15 protein-coding genes and 2 pseudogenes are annotated in these 17,618 nt (G+C 44.3%); 2 read left to right on the top strand and 15 right to left on the bottom strand.

Translation table 11 applies throughout. The annotated features are described in order from the left end of the window. Positions 1 to 330: 330 nt before the first annotated feature. Entirely contained in the window at positions 331 to 909 is a 579-nt protein-coding gene (locus HKI82_RS13880; protein WP_042485426.1) for an aminodeoxychorismate/anthranilate synthase component II, read from the bottom strand. A gap of 193 nt (positions 910 to 1,102) precedes the next feature. On the opposite strand from HKI82_RS13880, the gene HKI82_RS13875 reads away from it, so the two are divergent. Further along, the gene (locus tag HKI82_RS13875) at positions 1,103 to 2,377 is read left to right on the top strand and encodes an NAD(P)/FAD-dependent oxidoreductase (protein ID WP_042485116.1); all 1,275 of its coding nucleotides are present in this window, start codon (positions 1,103 to 1,105) and stop codon (positions 2,375 to 2,377) included. Between the two features lie 79 nt (positions 2,378 to 2,456). Here the strand turns inward: HKI82_RS13875 and trpS are convergent, their stop codons facing one another. The 13 genes and pseudogenes from trpS to pilM all read right to left on the bottom strand — a co-directional run bounded on the left by trpS (position 2,457) and on the right by pilM (position 13,908). Next, positions 2,457 to 3,476, bottom strand: coding sequence for a tryptophan--tRNA ligase (gene trpS, locus HKI82_RS13870; RefSeq protein WP_042485112.1), 1,020 nt, complete (start codon positions 3,474 to 3,476; stop codon positions 2,457 to 2,459). Between the two features lie 136 nt (positions 3,477 to 3,612). Continuing rightward, a complete protein-coding gene (locus HKI82_RS13865; RefSeq protein WP_171138348.1) occupies positions 3,613 to 4,293 on the bottom strand; it encodes a phosphoglycolate phosphatase in 681 nt (226 codons plus the stop codon). A 35-nt stretch (positions 4,294 to 4,328) separates the two neighbouring features. Further along, positions 4,329 to 5,003, bottom strand: a complete 675-nt coding sequence (gene rpe, locus HKI82_RS13860; protein WP_102941187.1) for a ribulose-phosphate 3-epimerase — start codon at positions 5,001 to 5,003, stop codon at positions 4,329 to 4,331. 184 nt (positions 5,004 to 5,187) lie between these two features. Beyond that, positions 5,188 to 6,009 carry a Dam family site-specific DNA-(adenine-N6)-methyltransferase gene (locus tag HKI82_RS13855; RefSeq protein WP_171138347.1) on the bottom strand — a complete coding sequence of 274 codons (822 nt, stop codon included), beginning with the start codon at positions 6,007 to 6,009 and terminating at the stop codon, positions 5,188 to 5,190. Between the two features lie 70 nt (positions 6,010 to 6,079). Further along, a pseudogene (locus tag HKI82_RS20695) lies at positions 6,080 to 6,385 on the bottom strand (SPOR domain-containing protein); the annotation flags it as partial. Between the two features lie 137 nt (positions 6,386 to 6,522). Then, positions 6,523 to 7,588, bottom strand: a pseudogene (locus HKI82_RS13850) (ATP-binding protein); the annotation flags it as partial. Positions 7,589 to 7,634: 46 nt separating this feature from the next. Then, complete coding sequence (gene aroB, locus HKI82_RS13845) at positions 7,635 to 8,720, bottom strand: 3-dehydroquinate synthase (protein WP_171138345.1); 1,086 nt, start codon at positions 8,718 to 8,720, stop codon at positions 7,635 to 7,637. A 27-nt stretch (positions 8,721 to 8,747) separates the two neighbouring features. Next, positions 8,748 to 9,266 (bottom strand): shikimate kinase AroK, encoded by a 519-nt coding sequence (aroK, locus tag HKI82_RS13840; RefSeq protein WP_042485096.1) that lies wholly within the window; start codon positions 9,264 to 9,266, stop codon positions 8,748 to 8,750. Positions 9,267 to 9,452: 186 nt separating this feature from the next. Next, on the bottom strand, positions 9,453 to 11,198 hold the full coding sequence (locus HKI82_RS13835; RefSeq protein ID WP_102941191.1) for a type IV pilus secretin PilQ: 1,746 nt from the start codon (positions 11,196 to 11,198) through the stop codon (positions 9,453 to 9,455). Positions 11,199 to 11,216: 18 nt separating this feature from the next. Beyond that, positions 11,217 to 11,732, bottom strand: coding sequence for a pilus assembly protein PilP (locus tag HKI82_RS13830; protein ID WP_171138344.1), 516 nt, complete (start codon positions 11,730 to 11,732; stop codon positions 11,217 to 11,219). Then, the gene (locus HKI82_RS13825) at positions 11,729 to 12,328 is read right to left on the bottom strand and encodes a type IV pilus inner membrane component PilO (protein ID WP_171138343.1); all 600 of its coding nucleotides are present in this window, start codon (positions 12,326 to 12,328) and stop codon (positions 11,729 to 11,731) included. Before HKI82_RS13825 ends, HKI82_RS13830 begins: the two co-directional genes overlap by 4 nt. Beyond that, complete coding sequence (locus HKI82_RS13820; RefSeq protein WP_171138342.1) at positions 12,321 to 12,908, bottom strand: PilN domain-containing protein; 588 nt, start codon at positions 12,906 to 12,908, stop codon at positions 12,321 to 12,323. The genes HKI82_RS13825 and HKI82_RS13820 overlap by 8 nt, the downstream gene beginning before the upstream one ends. After that, entirely contained in the window at positions 12,898 to 13,908 is a 1,011-nt protein-coding gene (gene pilM / locus HKI82_RS13815) for a type IV pilus assembly protein PilM (RefSeq protein ID WP_102941195.1), read from the bottom strand. The genes HKI82_RS13820 and pilM overlap by 11 nt, the downstream gene beginning before the upstream one ends. A gap of 143 nt (positions 13,909 to 14,051) precedes the next feature. On the opposite strand from pilM, the gene HKI82_RS13810 reads away from it, so the two are divergent. Continuing rightward, positions 14,052 to 16,529, top strand: coding sequence for a penicillin-binding protein 1A (locus HKI82_RS13810; RefSeq protein ID WP_171138341.1), 2,478 nt, complete (start codon positions 14,052 to 14,054; stop codon positions 16,527 to 16,529). Between the two features lie 65 nt (positions 16,530 to 16,594). On the opposite strand, the gene oxyR is transcribed toward HKI82_RS13810, so the two are convergent. Next, positions 16,595 to 17,488, bottom strand: coding sequence for a DNA-binding transcriptional regulator OxyR (gene oxyR / locus HKI82_RS13805; protein WP_102941197.1), 894 nt, complete (start codon positions 17,486 to 17,488; stop codon positions 16,595 to 16,597). Positions 17,489 to 17,618 lie beyond the last annotated feature (130 nt).

The following is a 17,618-nucleotide window of genomic DNA, read 5'->3' as shown; positions in this document are numbered from 1 at the left end:
ACCACCGTTGAGTATTTATGCAACAAGCCATCGCTTTTATGAAGTATTTTCTTTGTCCGGTCACAAAATAATTAGTCGAACCCCATAAGAAACAAGGAGTCAGGCTAAATCGAGAGGAAATATCACGAATAAAATTTCATCAAAGACAAATCGTGTTTTTGATATTAGGAAAATGAAGAATAGTGATCGCGGTCAGGAAAAGTTCACTTATTTGCTACAGAAAAATATTGCAGCAGCGGTAATTACTCCGCAAATAGTGGTTATACAGTAATTAGACCTGAAAAATGCCCCCTACTTCCGACAAATAGTTATATTTGTCAGTCGAAGACTCTAGCGGCGCAGAAAATTAGCAAGCAGCTCGTGGCCCTGCTCTGTCTTGATCGACTCAGGATGAAACTGAACCGCATCAATCGGTAAGCTCTTATGTTGATAGCCCATGATTTCATCCAAACTACCATCTGGTAGTTCAGTCCATGCGGTTAACTCTAGGCATTCTGGCAGAGAATCCGTTTTCACAACCAAAGAATGATAACGAGTAACAGTGAGAGGATTATTCAAACCAGCGAAGACACTTTTCCCCGTGTGCGTAATTGGCGAAGTTTTTCCGTGCATCACTTGGCGCGCACGAACCACTTCTCCACCAAATACCTGCGCTATCGCTTGGTGCCCCAGACACACGCCCAGAATCGGCAGTTTTCCAGCAAAGTATTCAATCGCTTTTAAAGAGATTCCGGCTTCATTGGGTGTACAAGGTCCCGGAGAAATAACGAGATGGGAAGGGTTCAAATCCTCAATCTGTTGCAAGGTGATCTCATCATTGCGCACAACTTTCACGTCCGCACCAAGCTCGCAGAAGTATTGGTACAAGTTATACGTAAAAGAGTCGTAGTTATCGATGATGAGTAGCATAAGCCAAGGTATCTGCTGCAATGAAAACACCCCGCATTCTACGAATCCACCGCTAAGATTCAATCAATAAGTTTACTGCTGTTACATTGATAATCGCTCTCCGTGCACATTTTTTGAACAATCCTCTCTCCTCGTCAATTTATTAGCTAACATTAAATTAGATAAATCTAATTTAAATAAGAAGGACGAGAACATGAAAAGGACAATAGTTATCGGTGCCGGATTAGGCGGTATGTCAATCGTGTATGAACTCAGACAAAAACTGCCTAAAGACCATGAGGTTATGATCATTAATGAAAGTGAAGAGTTTCACTTTATTCCATCAAACCCTTGGGTTGCGTTAGGCGAAAGAAAAAAAGAACAGGTCGTACTCGATCTCAGACCTTATGTGGATAAATTCAATATCCCATTCAATACCTCTGGGGTTGCAGAGATCTTACCGAAGGAAAAGCGTTTAATCACAGGTGACGGTAATGAATACAGCTATGACTATCTGGCTATTTGTACTGGGCCTAAGTTAGCATTCGAAGCCGTAACAGGTGCCGGACCAGACAACGGATTTACTCATTCGATCTGTACTGTCGACCATGCCGTCAAATCACATCAGGCATTGGAAGAGTTGGTTAAAAATCCCGGCCCCGTTCTTGTCGGAGCACTACAAGGAGCAAGCTGCTTCGGCCCTGCATACGAATACATTCTTTCATTGGAAACTCATCTGCGTAAGCTCAGGGTCAGAGATCAAATACCCATTACCTTTGTGACCAGCGAACCTTATATTGGTCATATGGGATTGGGTGGTGTCGGTGACTCAAAAGCGCTTATGGAGCATGAGTTCCGTGAACGCGGAATCAAATGGATATGTAACTCTAGGGTCAAAGAATTTGAATCGGGTATGGCGCATATCGAAGAACTCAACCGTAAAGGCGAAGTGGATTTCGAGCATAACCTCCCCTTCTCCATGGCGATGTTCTTACCGCCATTTAAAGGATCTCCAGCTGTAGCGGCTGTTCCTGAACTGTGCAATCCGAAAGGTTTCGTCATTACAGACCAGTTCCAGCGTAGTCCTGTTTATCCGGAGATTTTTGCTGCTGGTGTTTGCGTCGCCATTCCACCATTGGAAGATACCCCCGTTCCAGTCGGCGCGCCGAAGACAGGTTTTATGATTGAATCGATGACCACTGCGATTGTCGAAAACATTCTTAGCCTAGAACGAGGCGAAGAAATGCATACAAAACCTACATTGAATGCGCTGTGTTTGGCTGACATGGGCGATAAAGGCGCGGCGTTTATTGCTCTGCCACAGAACCCGCCACGCAATACCAACTGGACTTCAATGGGGCAATGGGTTCACATCGCCAAAATTGCCTATGAGAAATACTTCCTCTACAAAGTGAAAAAAGGCACCAGCGAGCCTATTTATGAGAAGTACATTCTCAAAGCTGCCGGAATTACCCGAACTAAAGAGTAATCCAGATACGTCAGATACAACAAAGGCCAGCAAATGCTGGCCTTCTGATATTGAAACCGATTATCGGTGCAACACGAAATTAGTATGGACGCGCAACGAAACCAACCGCTTCGTATACCTTTTTCAGCGTTTGCAGTGCACGAGCCGATGCCTTTTCCGCGCCGTCACGCATAACACTGTTTAAGTATTCGCGATCGTTACGGATACGGGCATATTCCGCCTGTACTGGTTCAAGCATAGCGACCAAAGCTTCGCCGACATCTTTCTTAAACGGACCGTACATTTCAACACCTGCATACTCTGCTTCAATCTCAGCAAAAGTTTTACCTGTTGCCGCAGAGTACAAACCCATTAGGTTAGAAATACCCGCTTTGTTCTGCACATCGTGTGCAATACGTGGAGGCGTTTCTGTATCGGTTTGTGCTTTGTTGATCTTCTTGATGATCGACTTAGGGTCTTCCAGCAGAGTAATTACGTTTTTACGGTTATCGTCTGATTTAGACATCTTCTTCGTTGCATCCTGCAAGCTCATCACACGAGCATTGACCGTTGGGATGTAAGGCTCTGGTACTGTGAAGATTGGAGCTTCTGGCGCATAGATGTTGTTAAAACGCGTTGCGATGTCGCGTGCCAACTCTAGGTGTTGCTTCTGGTCACTGCCCACAGGAACTTGGTGCGCACCATAAAGCAGAATATCAGCAGCCATCAGCACTGGGTAATTAAATAGACCGGCGTTCACATCATTAGCATAACGTGCAGATTTGTCTTTAAACTGAGTCATACGGCTCAGCTCACCCATTTGGGTGTAACAGTTCAATACCCAACCAAGTTGAGCATGCTCCGGTACGTGAGACTGAACAAAAAGCGTGCTCTTCTTCGGATCAACACCAACTGCCAAACAAATCGCCAACGCGTCCAGAGTCGCTTCATGCAGTGCTTTAGGATCTTGGCGAACCGTAATTGCATGTAAATCAACAACGCAGTATTGGCAATCATAGTCATCTTGCATTTGTTGCCATTGACGTAGAGCACCCAAGTAGTTACCGATACTTAGTTCGCCGGATGGCTGAACACCACTCAATACGATGGGTTTGCTCATGGGTATGATTTCCTTGTTACTAATAAGAATAAAGGTCTAACAATCTAATACGCTGATTCGGTCTATACCTGATTATTTCAGCGCGATTTAGCAGTGTACTCATTAACGAGTATTTTTCTAGTTTAGAAAATGGTTTTTATGCTGAAACTGCAACGATATCGAGTAATTGTGCAATATCATCAGCGACAAAATCTGGCTTCGCATTCGCAATAGGCTCACCGTGGTTGTAACCGTAAGTTAAACCAAACGATGCACAGCCTGCGTTTTTCGCCGCTAGAATGTCGTTCTTAGAGTCGCCTACCATCAGCATTTGGCTAGCATCAACTTGGTGCTTTTCCAGAAGCCAGTTTAAAGCCATAGGGTCAGGCTTTTTATTTGGGAAGGTGTCACCACCAATCACGTCAGTAAAGTACTGAGCAATGTTGTGTTGTTCCAGAACATGAGGAACAAACTTTGATGGTTTGTTGGTGACCAACGCCAAAGTAAAACCCGCTTGATGCAAAGAGGCTAACGTCTCTTTCACATTGCTGTAAAGGTGACTTAGCTTATGCCCTGTTTTTTCGTAAAAATCATCAAACAGCTCACGAGCTTTTGCATGCACATCTTTATCCAATTCAGGATCGACCACTAGGCTACGGCTTAGCGTTCTGCCGATAAGAATATCAGCACCGTTACCAACGTAATCTCTCACTTCAACTTCAGTGACACCAGGGTAGCCTAACGCTTGTGCTGCTTGGTCAGCTGCAACGGCTAAATCTGGAACGCTATCTAATAAAGTGCCATCTAAATCAAAAGCTATCAGCTTAATTTGGTTCACTATCTACTTCCCTAACTTTCTCTTTCTATTAATAATTATTTTTCAACACGAGCCAGTTCAGCGCGCATGTCATCAATAACTGCTTTGTAATCTGGCTGGTCAAAAATTGCTGAGCCAGCAACAAACATATCTGCACCTGCTTCAGCAATTTCACGAATGTTTTCCACTTTCACGCCACCATCCACTTCTAGGCGAATGTCACGACCACTTTCATCAATCAACTTACGCACCGCGCGCAGTTTATCCAAGGTGTGAGGAATGAATGACTGTCCGCCAAAACCTGGGTTTACCGACATAAGCAGAATCATATCCACTTTATCCATTAGGTAATCCAAGTGGCTTAATGATGTCGCAGGGTTTAAAACCACGCCCGCTTTACAGCCGTGTTCTTTAATCAGTTGCAGCGTGCGGTCAACGTGCTCTGAAGCTTCCACATGGAAAGTAATCATTGATGCGCCCGCTTTGGCAAAATCAGGAATGATGCGATCAACCGGCTTCACCATCAAATGCACGTCGATTGGAGCGGTAATGCCATAGTCACGCAGAGCTTTACAAATCGGTGCACCAAAAGTCAGGTTAGGTACGTAGTGATTATCCATCACATCAAAGTGCACAACGTCAGCACCCGCTGCGAGCGCTTTTTCGACATCTTCTCCCAGACGAGCTAAATCTGCGGAAAGAATGGATGGAGCAATGAGAAAATCTTTCATACCTGACCTCTTAGGCTTATTGAATGCAAGCTGAACACAATGTGTGCGTCATTCTACCTAAGGGTGGCTGGAGATCCTAGCGTTAAGGTTTTTTCGTTTATCGATGAAGGGATATGACAAGAAGAGAATTGGGGAAGATTTGTCCACGAAATCTTCCCGTGCGTTTAAGCGCAAATGACGACCGTTAAGAACCCGCTTTGAACAGAGCTAATAGCTCATCCACTTTGTTACGTCCTGAACCGTTACGACTAATGGTACGCTTCACTTTAACCACATTTAGCTGCGCACCGTGGTACAAACGGCGAGTCAAAATTGTATCGTGGTTAGAAATCAAGACTGGAATATTGCGCTCTTTTGCCGTTTTCTCAGCGATATCCGCCAAAGCCGCCTGGTCATCTAACGTAAAACCGGCACCTGCATATGAGGTGAAATTCGCCGTGTTTGACAGTGGCGCATACGGTGGATCACAGTAGATCACACTGTTGCTACCGGCTTTACGAAATGTCTCTTCGTATCCCGCACAGATAAAAGTGGCTCTTTGCGCTTTCTGAGCAAAGAACTCCAACTCTGATTCAGGGAAATACGGCTTTTTATACGAACCAAATGGGACGTTGAATCCGCCTTTTTTGTTGTAACGGCAAAGACCGTTAAAACCAAAGCGGTTCATATATAAGAATGCCAGTGAACGATATAGAACATCGTCGGTACGGTTAAACTGCGAACGAACATCAAGATAGAACTCTTTGCGATTGTTCTCAGCCACAAACCAGCGTTTGGCTTCTGATATGTAGTGCTGTGGGTTCTCTTTCAACAAATTGTATAGATTGACCAAATCTGGATTGATATCCGCCAACAGATAATGCTTGTACTCTGTGTTCAAGAATATAGAGCCTGCACCAACAAATGGCTCTACCAACTCTTCAGCAGATGGTAAGTGGCGTTGGATGTCTTCGACTAGGCCATATTTACCACCAGCCCATTTCAGAAAGGCACGCTGCTTTTTCATCTACTGCTCTAATTCTTTACCACAAAAATAAGGCTGCGAAATGTAACACATTTTATCAGTGAGCTCAGGTTTATTTCGCACGATCTATCTCTCTATGCACTTGGCTTAAAGATTTTGCCCAAGGACCAAGTTGTTGCAAAGGTTTCGACAAGGTTTCCACCGCATCTCTTGCCAACTGGATGGTTGGATAGTTGCTGTAAGTAATGATGTACCATTCCACATCATTTCTTAAAGTTGGGTAAACATTGACTTTGCCTTGTAGCTGATACTGATTGATGAAGCGCTGCGCATCAGGAAGCGAATTTACCGCTGCCAATTGCAAGGTATAGCTACGAGGAGACATAGCTTTGAGTTCTTCACGTGCAAACGAGAAAGTAATTTTTACTTCAGGTGGAGTCTCTGCCGCAGGTGCAACTTGAGATTCTGCTGGTGTAGGTTGTTCAATATCCACTGTCTGTGCGGGTGTTGCTGCCTCAGTAGTTTGAGGAACAGAGCTTTCTTCCACCAGATTATCAATCTTCGAGGTATCAGCGTTTTCTGGTTTGCCTTCTAGCAGCGCATCAACAACGTCAGAAGTAATCACAACACGTTGCTGATCACTGTCAGACATACCAACGCCTTCTTTTACTTCGACAACATCAGGCGGTAATGCAGCAGAATCATCGGTAATACCATTATTTGCTTGAGTAGACGAGTTACTCTCTGCTTGGTTGTTTGTTTCCACCGTCTGATTTTCTTCATTCAGCGTTGGAATAACAGTTTGTTCTTTGGTCAGTGTCAATTGTTGCGCTTTGTCGTCTGGAGAAGGTTGTGATAACCACCACCAGTAACCACCACCAATCAACAGAATCAGTGCCAGTACCAGTAGAGCAGCTTTCATTGGCGAGCCAATGATTGAACGAATCACAATACGTTTTTCCATTTTCTGTTCTCCCAGCGCCATAATCTCTCCCGGTAAGTTTTTCACTTTTTTATAAGCAGCTCTTACGCGGCGTTCATGTTCATCATCAACATAACGCATAACTCGTTGTTCAAACAAGCGATCTGCTTCATCACGGCTCAGAAGTTCTACTTCCAAATCAACAGGTTTATGTTCTTGCCCGTAGCTTAAACGAGTCAATACGGCATCTAAACCGGTAGACTGCGCAAACAAGACGACGTTCACTGTCCATAATGGATTGGCTTGAGATTCTAAGATCCACATCCACAATTCAGAGACCAAGGTCTCAGACAACAGGTGTGCATCATCGATTACAACTACGATGTCGCATTGCATCTGCTCGAACAGGTGTGAAAAATTTTCGACAAGAGAGTCTTTAGGATTGAACAGAGATTCAGAGCTAAGCTGAGAGAGAATAGTAGTGCGGCGCTGTTCGTCGTCTTGACTAGGATGACACATGAGCAAAGACTGATTCTTGTCATTTGCCCACGCTTCAAGGTAACGCTGTGCCAGCCAAGATTTACCTGCACCTTGGCTACCACAAACATTGATTAAATTTGAGCTAAAACGAGTAAGAAGCTGTAAACGCTCCAGTAACTCGGTCTGAGAATCTAACTCCAGTACATGTGCCAAATTCATCGTTCATCCTAAAGGAAAACAGCATTACCCTGAAGTAAGCACCCCGCTATAGGGTGCGGCAATAATCTATCGCCTGCTCAATAATGGTTTCCGGCACGCCTTTCACTACGTCAGAAGTACCAATGCTGGTTGGTAATACCAAACGTAACTCACCCGCTAGTACTTTCTTATCGCGCATCATATGTTTCATAAAGTCATCGAAAGACATACTTTCTGGGGTATGTACCGGTAATTTTGCTCTTTTAAATATAGATAGAATTCGTTCAACTTGTTGTTCAGTAATTAAACCTTGTAGTTGGGCTGTTTTCGCCGCCATCATGGTGCCAGCAGAAACTGCCTCGCCATGTAACCAGTTGCCATAACCCAGTTCCGCTTCAATCGCGTGACCGAATGTATGACCTAAATTCAACAGTGCACGAATGCCTGACTCTTTTTCATCTTGAGCAACAACTTCTGCTTTAATCTGGCAACAACGAGCAATCGCATACGTCAGAGCTTGCTCATCCAACGCATAGAGTTCATCCATATGTTGTTCTAACCAAAAGAAAAAAGCTTCGTCGTAGATGATACCATACTTGATCACTTCAGCCATGCCTGCGGCGAATTCTCGCTCAGGAAGAGTGGCAAGACAGTTTGTATCGATGATGACCGCTTTCGGTTGGTAAAACGCACCAATCATGTTTTTACCCAGAGGATGGTTCACTGCGGTTTTACCACCAACAGAAGAGTCCACTTGAGAAAGCAAGGTCGTCGGTATCTGAATGAAATCGACACCACGCTGGTAACAAGACGCAGCAAAACCAACAAGATCGCCAATAACACCGCCACCCAACGCAATAATTACAACATCTCGGCTGTGATTATGCTCAAGCAGGAAGCTCAAAACCGTATTGAATGTTTCTAAGGTTTTGTATTTTTCACCGTCAGGCAGCTCTAAGACAGAACTGATACAACCTTTCTGGTCGAGTAACGCTGTGATCTTATCTGCATACAATGGAGCCACTGTATGGTTAGTGATGACAACGACTTTTTGTTTTGGGGAAAGAGAAAGAAGAGCCGGATCATTAAATAATCCGGCACCAATTGAGATTGGGTAGCTACGTTCACCTAAGCTGACCGTGATCCGTTCCATGGTCTGCACTCCAATTAAAAGAACAAATTAATGTTCTTCTAGCATTTTTACGATCTGGTTGGCTACCACTTTTGCACTTTGATCATCTGTACGTACGGTAATATCCGCGATTTCTTCATACAGTGGGTTACGATCATCAGCGAGACTTTCTAAAACTTCTCGCGGGCTGTCCGTTTGTAGCAAAGGACGCTTTTTGTCGCGGTTTGTGCGAGCAAGTTGCTTTTCAATGGTGGTTTCTAAATATACGACAATACCACGTGCAGATAGGCGGTTACGGTTTTCTTTGCTCAATACTGAGCCACCACCTGTCGCTAAAACGATACCTTGCTGTTCGGTGAGATCGTTAATCACAGTTTCTTCGCGCTTGCGGAAACCTTCTTCACCTTCAACATCAAATACCCATGCGATATCTGCACCAGTGCGCTCTTCGATCACTGTATCAGAGTCTAAAAACTCCATATGCAGTTGTTGAGCTAGGTGTCGACCAATTGTACTTTTGCCGGCGCCCATAGGACCGACAAGAAAAATATTGCGTTTCTCAGCCATGTTTAGCAGTAATTTACAACGTTAATTCAATGACATCGCCACAAAGTTCGTCGGACATAAGTCAACGATAGGAATGCTTGTGGCACCTATTCCTCACAGATATTTCGTGATAAGACCCGAAATTATCTAGATCTGGTGGCACTAATGCAACTTTAATTTTGTTTGAGAATGAATAAAGGCGATAAGTTATTGAATAACCACCTTAGGCGTAACAAATATTAGTAACTCACTTTTCCCCATTTTTTCATAGCTTCGACGGAATAAAGCTCCCAATAACGGAAGATCACCTAATAAAGGCACTTTCTCAACTGAGTTGGTTAGGCTGTGCTGAAAAATTCCGCCTAAAACAACCGTTTCGCCATTATTGACCAGTACCTGAGTTCCGATTCTCTGAGTATTAATCGCAACCGCTTCACCAGTACCTGTTTTTACGACATCTCCTACACGGTCTTGCGTCACACTGAGATCGAGAACCAATCGGTTATCCGGTGTGATTTGTGGCGTCACCATTAAGCTCAACACCGCCTTACGAAACGAAACAGTCGTCGCACCGCTGGAAGACGCTTCTAAATAAGGTAGTTCCGTACCTTGTTCAATGTAGGCAGGCTTTTTATTGGTGGTGATCAATCTCGGGCTGGAAATAATTTCAGCTTTAGACTCTCTTTGAAGTGCGGAAAGTTCTAGGTCCAACAGTGTGTCGGCTCCTAACTTGGCGACTTGGAAAGCAATACTCGATGCGCCAGCGGCCGTCGCGGCTAAATTGACATTCAGAAAATCGTCTACCGGAACCGTACCTTTTCCGCTGTCACCACCTTCACCATCACCAGAATCATACAGATCCGAGACAAACAGATTGCTTTCAATACTGCCTCCAGCAGTATGACTGCCATTGGTTGAAGTGAATCCCCAGCGAACCCCAAGCTCTTCTAAGTCACCTTCATTAACCGTCACGATACGAGCCTCAATCTGAACCTGTTTCACCGGCACATCTAAAGACTTTACTATGTCTCGAATAACCGTAATGTTCTCTGGTAATTCACGAATCAACAGCGCATTGGTTCTTTCATCAATACTGATAGAGCCTCGCTCAGACAGCATAGTGAGAGCCCCTTCACCATTAATCATCTCGGCAATATCTGAAGCTTTGGCAAAGCTGATTTTAATGATGTCAGACTGCAAATCGCCCAACGCTTCTTCCATGCGCGCCTTCTCAAGTTCTTGTTGCTCACGCAAATCAAGCTCGCTCTTTGGTGCGACCAAAATGACATTACCATCGATTCGTTTGTCCAAACCTCTCGCTTCAAGAATGATATTGAGCGCTTTTTGCCAAGGCACACCATCCAAGCGCAGTGTCATATTGCCTGTTACCGAATCAGAAACCACGAGGTTAAAGCCGTTATAGTCCGCTATAAGCTGTAATACATTGCGAACCGGGATATCTTGAAAGTTAAACGAGATTGGCTTGTTGTCTTGTTCTAACAAAGCTTTCTGCTCTTGTTTAGGTTGTGGCTCAGACTTACGGATCACCACCTCTAATACATTCTTATTTAGCTGATAGTCGTATTGATAGTCCCCTTTCACCTTCACTTCGAGAAGTCCATTCGACTGCTGGCGAAATACTTCAATAGTCTCTACAACCGTCGCGAAATCAGAGACATCTAAAACAAACAGTTTATCGTCTGAAACTTGTGTATTAAGTAGTTCAATGTTTAAACCTTGGTCGCTCTTTGACACATCCACCACTGAGGAAGCAGAGGCTAACTCAATGATGATCACAGCTGCCTTATCTGCATTAATTTTGAAATCAATATTACTGAGTTGATTTGGAATCGCATTATCACTACTTGCCATGACAGTAGGGGCAAGACAAAGAGATAGGGTTACTAACATACGCCTGATAGCGTGATGCCTTATTTGAAGCCATTTATTCATGATCGTTTTCTCCACAATCTACTTCAGAGCCAGCTTGATGCTGCGCTGATTCCAACACCCTAAGCCATCTGGCAAAGTCTCTTTGATTAACAAGTACTGCTTGTTGACCTCAGACACTTTTCCATGGTTGATACCGATATATTGACCCTTTGCTATGGACTCCAGTTTTCCTTCTGGAGTCTGGATCAATGCTGACGTACTTTTGCCATTACTCATTACGCCTTTAAACTTCAGTTGACTTAAGGCATAGCTTTCTAATGGATCCTTTTGCTTACGAGGCATTGGTTGCCAACAGTCTTTTTTCGCCTTAGGTTGATTTTGAGTCACCGCTTCTCTTGGAAGCTCGAAAGGCTCTCTAGCTTTGGTATTCACGTATAAAAAAGCTTCAAAAGGTACGACGGGTTGTCGTGGAACGATCTCCTTTCGCGCTTGAAGCGTGACTTGTTCGATATAGTCTGCAAGTGAGTCTTCATTGGCCTGACACCCTAACAACCCCGCACACATCAAGACCCAACAACAGGATTTTCTCTTCATTGCTGACCTCCTGAGGCTGGTAAATCAGGCTGATACTGATAGGTAAAGGCTCGTACATTGACACTCAAATTCTGGCTGTCCTGACTGATTCGCTGAAAATCAACGTTCTCGAAATAGATAATTCTTGGCAACTGAGCGATGGCTTGTGAGAACTGGCCAATATGGTGATACTCACCTGTCAGCTCAAGATTCAGAGGCAGGCGATATAAAAATGCTTGTTGTTCTTTTTCACCCCAATCCATCCGATTGAAACTCAGCTGATGTTTGATGCCCAACTCATTCACCGCAGCCAACATACTGGCCAGCTCTTTCTGCTCGGGCAGTTGCTGTAACAAATAGTCATAACGTTCTGAGAGCTCATCGAGTTGAGCTTTGAGTTGCGGCAGAGTTGCAGCTTTATGCGCTTTAATTTGAATGGTGGATTTTAGCGTTTGTTCTTCTTCAATGAGCGCGCTCAAGTGGTCTTGCTTGGGCACAAGATAAAACCAGTATCCCGCACCTTGAATCAGCACGACAGCAAGCAGCAACATCACGAGCTGTGGCAATCGCGGCCAATCCAATATTTCGTCAAGCTCTAGGTTTTTAAAATCACCCATTCTTCACCTCCTTTAAAGGCGCAGCTTCACTTGCTTCCATGTGGAACGAAAACGACACTTGAAAGCTCTGAAATTGCTTCCCAAATCGATGGCTGCCAGACACGATAGAATGCATTTCAACATCCGAGATATAAGAAGAGTTCTCCAACAGATCCAACATTGTCGCCAGCCTAGCCGTGCTGTCACTGATACCTCGAAGTTCAATGCTGTGACCATTCATATTCATTTGGTCAACGTACACACCCTCAGGAATGAGCTGGGGAATCAGATCCATAAACTGAGTGGTTTTGTTTCGTTTTTTCTGCAGCGATTCAACCATGTCAAAACGAACCATCAGGTCCTGATACTCTTTTTCAACCTGTTTGAGGGAATTGATTTGTCTGTCCAGTTCCGCGATATGCTGACTCAGAAAATCAACTCGACCTTTCTCTTGTGTCACTTGATCATCGATATACCATCCCGCTGCCCATTGCATACCGACAGCGAGACTAACCGCCAGCACAGAAAGATGAATGAAACGCTGTCTGTGAGCTTGCTTTTGGGCTTCGCGCCATGGAAGAAGGTTAATGCTATGCAGCATGTTCAACCTCCAACCAATTGATGCCCCGAGCCGCAAGCCCTGCCGCTGTGGCAAAGGCCGCTACAGGCGATTCTGAACGGTGACGCTTAGTTGCTTTGTCATGGAATACGCTAAATGGGTCTAGCACGCCGCACATAAGATCGACCTTCTCTATCAACGCACTTTGTATCGCGTCGATATTTGCCCCGCCGCCAGTTAACCAAATTCCAGTAAGGCTGGTCGCACCGTTTACCGATATGAACAGTTGAATTTGCTTGGCGATCTTATCCACCAGCTCATTGATGTTGTCTTTTATTACTACAGAATCTTCATTTTCTGATTGAGTTGGTACCTGCGAAACGCCTTCCGCAATTTGCTTATAGAAAGGTGCTTTATTGGCAAAGTCTAAACACAAGGTGGTCTGGGTATGACCGACATCCACCAGCAACCAATCTGTTCGAGCATAAGCTTTGCTGAACAGTTGCCACAACTGGACTAAAGCATGGGTTTGTACTTCAGCCAGAATCGGCTTGAAACCCGCTTTTTCTAAAGCCACTGCTCGGCTTTCTACAACGTCTCGCTTAGTGGCATACACTTGGTAGGCTGCTATATTATTTTTACTGGCCTTTGCCTCAGCCGATTGATGCTTGATTACTGGAATAAAATCCAGACTGACTTCTTCCATCAGGTAAGGGGATTGATGAGAAAACGCTTGATGAATAGCGAACTCGCGTTCATTGGGTTCAAGTTCGCTATCTATCTGTAATACTTTACTAATTACTGTGTTATCGGGGATGGCGATAACAACTTTTCGACTAAATAAAGGTAAACCCTTTTTTAGTTCTTTGAGTTTCTTTACAATTTTCTGATAAACCAAGGCATGGTTATCAGCGAAAATATCGTCAGCAACTCGTATTTCCTTATAACCTAACAGCGTATACTTACTGCCTGCAGGTTTTAGGACCACTGCTTTAATACTATGGTGGCCGATATCGACACCCATAACTAATGATTGAACCATATAGCTCTACTCCAATAAGAAAGCTCCGCTCATTACGCCTATTAAATGGGGAAATAAGCGGTAACTACTTTTGAGAGCTAAATTTTTAGCTTAGAGTACTAGGGTTTGCATTAAGGCAGCCTCTACTAAACAGGGATTCTCCGGTGAAGTTCATAAAGCGTTTAATAATTTTTTCATTGATTTGCACAGCTCTTGGAGTCAGTACAATTTTTGGTTTCTATTTATATGTGAAACCAGAGCTGCCTGATGTCGCTACTTTGCGTGACGTTAAGCTGCAAACTCCAATGCAAGTCTTTAGTAAAGATGGCAAGCTCATCGCTCAGTTCGGTGAGAAGCGTCGTATTCCTCTTAAACTGGAAGAGATGCCAAAAGAGCTGATTGAGGCAATCATTGCAACCGAAGACTCTCGTTTCTATGACCATTATGGTTTTGACCCGATTGGTATTACCCGTGCGGCCTTTGCAGTTGTTGCATCAGGCAGTGCTTCTCAAGGTGCAAGTACCATCACTCAGCAGTTGGCTCGTAACTTCTTCTTGTCTAACGAGAAGAAAATCATGCGTAAAATCAAAGAGATTTTTATCGCAATCCATATTGAACAGCTGTTATCAAAAGAAGAAATTCTTGAGCTATACCTGAACAAAATCTATTTGGGCTATCGTTCATACGGTGTTGGGGCTGCCGCTCAGTCTTACTTCGGCAAAGAAGTAAAAGATTTAAGCTTAGGTGAAATCGCGCTTATCGCTGGTCTGCCAAAAGCACCATCAACGATGAACCCTATCTACTCTTTAGAACGCGCAACCAACCGCCGTAATGTGGTTTTGGCTCGTATGCTTTCTGAAAAGTACATTACTCAAGAACAGTATGAACAAGCTCGTGCCGAAGTTCTGCCAACCAACTATCACGGCGCAGAGATCGAACTTAACGCTCCTTATGTGGCAGAGATTGCACGTGCGTGGATGATTGAACGCTACGGCGAAGATGCTTATACCTCAGGTATGAACATTTACACCACGGTAGATTCTAAACGCCAACAAGCGGCAAACTTGGCCGCAATTCATAACCTGATTGCCTACGATGAACGCCACGGCTACCGTGGAGCAGAGAAAGAGTTGTGGAAATCTGGCCAAGCGGTTTGGACTGAAGAACAAATTGTTGAACATCTTAAGAATGAACCGACTTATGGTGAGCTTTCTCCAGCAGTTGTTCTGAACACTGAAGCAAAATCAGCGACAGTTTGGGTTAAGAACCAAGGTGAATTCACTATTGATTGGAATAACATGAACTGGGCTCGTCGCTTTATTACTGACGATCGCCAAGGTCCTCTTCCAACCAGTACCAAAGATATTCTGAAAGCTGGTGAACAAATCTGGGTACGTAAAGTCTCTGAAGATGAGTCCGAAAATCCGGTTTGGCAACTAAGCCAAGTTCCAAATGCCAACACGGCTTTTGTTGCTATGGATCCTGAAAACGGTTCGATTGAAGCACTTGTCGGAGGCTTTAACTTTGTTCACAACAAGTTCAACCGCGCTACTCAATCGGTACGTCAGGTAGGTTCAAGTATTAAACCGTTTATCTACGCCGCTGCTATAGATAAAGGATTGACACTGGCGACACTCATCAACGACGCGCCAATTAACCAATGGGACGAAAGCCAAGGCACTGCATGGCGTCCTAAGAACTCACCACCAACATACACAGGTCCAACGCGCGTGCGTATTGGTTTGGCACAATCTAAGAACGTAATGGCCGTTCGTGTGTTGCGTGAAGTAGGCTTGGAAGATACTCGTCAATACCTGACTCGCTTTGGTTTTGATATCGACCAACTACCAAAATCTGAAACTATTGCGCTTGGTGCAGGCAGTTTAACGCCAGTAAAAATGGCGCAAGGTTATTCTGTATTTGCCAACGGTGGTTACTACGTTGAGCCATACTACATTCAAAAAGTAGAAGGCCCATACGGTGAATTAGAATTTGAAGCCGAACCGACGATTGTTTGTCGTCAAAACTGTCCAAAAGCTACAAATGAGTTTGATGAGCAAGACGTTGAAACTCACATTGCTAAGCAAGTTATCTCTGAACAGACAGCATTCCTTGTTCGCGAAATGATGTACAGCAACATTTGGGGTGGCGGTAACTGGGCTGAGAAAACAGGTTGGAACGGTACAGGTTGGCGTGCTCAAGCCCTTAAGCGCAGAGATATCGGCGGTAAAACAGGTACAACCAACGACTCTAAAGATGCTTGGTACAACGGTTATGCTCCGGGTATTGTGGCGATTGCTTGGGTAGGTTTTGATGAACACAGCAGAAACCTAGGTAAGACCATACCAAATCCAAACATCGAAGATGATGTTGCAGGTGCTGAAGCGGGTGCAAAAACGGCTCAGCCAGCTTGGATTGAGTTTATGAGCCAGGCTCTGGAAGGTGTTCCTGAACAAGAGAAAACGTTGCCGAACAATATTGTCCGTGTGCGTATTGACCGTGATACAGGCTTACTGACGAACAAGCAGGATGAAACCTCAATGTTCGAGTATTTCTTAAAAGGTACTGAGCCAAAAGAGTACGTTCAAGAAAGCCTGTCTGGTGATATTTACTCAAATAGCGGTGGCGACGAGTTGTTCTAGATAACTCTGCTGCATCAAAAATAAAAAAGAGGCTTAACAGCCTCTTTTTTATGGGTTTTATTCTGTCAGACTTGAGCTTCTAAGGTTTCTTTCATCAACTTAGCCAGAGTTTCAAAGCGCTGACGCAATGGTGAACCTGGTCGGTATGCCACCACTAGTCGACGTGATGGCTCAGGGTTTACCGCTTTTATATAACAAACGCCATCTTTGACTTTTTCTTTAGGCAGAGAAAGCTTTGGCAACAAGGTAATTCCCGCCCCCGCAGCCACCATATTGCGCAGCGTTTCTAAACTGGTAGCTTTGAAACGATCATCATCTTTTGCGCCCGCCGCAAAGCAAAAACCTAACGCCTGATCTCGCAGACAGTGTCCATCACCAAGGGCCAACACCGTCTTACCGTTAAGGTCTAACATGTCGACTTCATCGCGAACCGCCCAAGGATGATCACATGGAACAGCGATACTCATGGGTTCATCGTAAACATCAATCTCTTTAAACTGAGCCGTTTCATCTACCGCAGCCAGAACTAAACAATCCAACTTACCATCTTCCAACTGCTGCACAAGCTGGTGAGTTTGAGCTTCGTGCAGAAAGAGTTCCAGTTCAGGAAAATGCTCTTTTAAGGATGGCACAATCCTAGGCAACAAATACGGGCCAAGAGTCGGAATGAAGCCAATGTGCATCGGTCCCGTCATTGCGCCGGTCTGCTTGCTCGCCATATCCTTGAAGGTTTTTACTTCACTTAAAATTCGTTTCGCCTGATCAACCAATTGCAGACCAGACTCAGTAAAAAGTACCCGTCGACTACTTCGTTCCAGTAAAACTGTGCCCAGTTCATCTTCCAATTTACGAATCTGACCACTTAGTGTTGGCTGACTGACAAAACACGCTTCCGCGGCTTTGCGAAAATGCTTGTGCTCAGCCAACGAAACCAAATATTCAAAGTCCCGAATATTCATTATTCACCCCGATAGAATTGAACTATCAAAACCATAACATCAACTGATTGGAACTATCAAAGATTTTGTGACTAATTTAATCTATATAACGATAATGAGATTAAACTCGATACGATAATTTCTTTAGGGT

The organism is Vibrio plantisponsor, assembly GCF_013041605.1.
Taxonomy (GTDB): domain Bacteria; phylum Pseudomonadota; class Gammaproteobacteria; order Enterobacterales; family Vibrionaceae; genus Vibrio; species Vibrio plantisponsor.
This window is presented reverse-complemented; position numbering and strand designations above follow the sequence as displayed.

Excerpts from the sequence above, each read along its gene's own strand:
- HKI82_RS13880 (WP_042485426.1), bottom strand. The coding sequence starts at position 909 with ATGCTACTCATCATCGATAACTACGACTCTTTTACGTATAACTTGTAC.
- HKI82_RS13875 (WP_042485116.1), top strand. The coding sequence starts at position 1,103 with ATGAAAAGGACAATAGTTATCGGTGCCGGATTAGGCGGTATGTCAATC.
- trpS (WP_042485112.1), bottom strand. The coding sequence starts at position 3,476 with ATGAGCAAACCCATCGTATTGAGTGGTGTTCAGCCATCCGGCGAACTA.
- rpe (WP_102941187.1), bottom strand. The coding sequence starts at position 5,003 with ATGAAAGATTTTCTCATTGCTCCATCCATTCTTTCCGCAGATTTAGCT.
- HKI82_RS13855 (WP_171138347.1), bottom strand. The coding sequence starts at position 6,009 with ATGAAAAAGCAGCGTGCCTTTCTGAAATGGGCTGGTGGTAAATATGGC.
- aroB (WP_171138345.1), bottom strand. The coding sequence starts at position 8,720 with ATGGAACGGATCACGGTCAGCTTAGGTGAACGTAGCTACCCAATCTCA.
- aroK (WP_042485096.1), bottom strand. The coding sequence starts at position 9,266 with ATGGCTGAGAAACGCAATATTTTTCTTGTCGGTCCTATGGGCGCCGGC.
- HKI82_RS13835 (WP_102941191.1), bottom strand. The coding sequence starts at position 11,198 with ATGAATAAATGGCTTCAAATAAGGCATCACGCTATCAGGCGTATGTTA.
- HKI82_RS13830 (WP_171138344.1), bottom strand. The coding sequence starts at position 11,732 with ATGAAGAGAAAATCCTGTTGTTGGGTCTTGATGTGTGCGGGGTTGTTA.
- HKI82_RS13825 (WP_171138343.1), bottom strand. The coding sequence starts at position 12,328 with ATGGGTGATTTTAAAAACCTAGAGCTTGACGAAATATTGGATTGGCCG.
- HKI82_RS13820 (WP_171138342.1), bottom strand. The coding sequence starts at position 12,908 with ATGCTGCATAGCATTAACCTTCTTCCATGGCGCGAAGCCCAAAAGCAA.
- pilM (WP_102941195.1), bottom strand. The coding sequence starts at position 13,908 with ATGGTTCAATCATTAGTTATGGGTGTCGATATCGGCCACCATAGTATT.
- oxyR (WP_102941197.1), bottom strand. The coding sequence starts at position 17,488 with ATGAATATTCGGGACTTTGAATATTTGGTTTCGTTGGCTGAGCACAAG.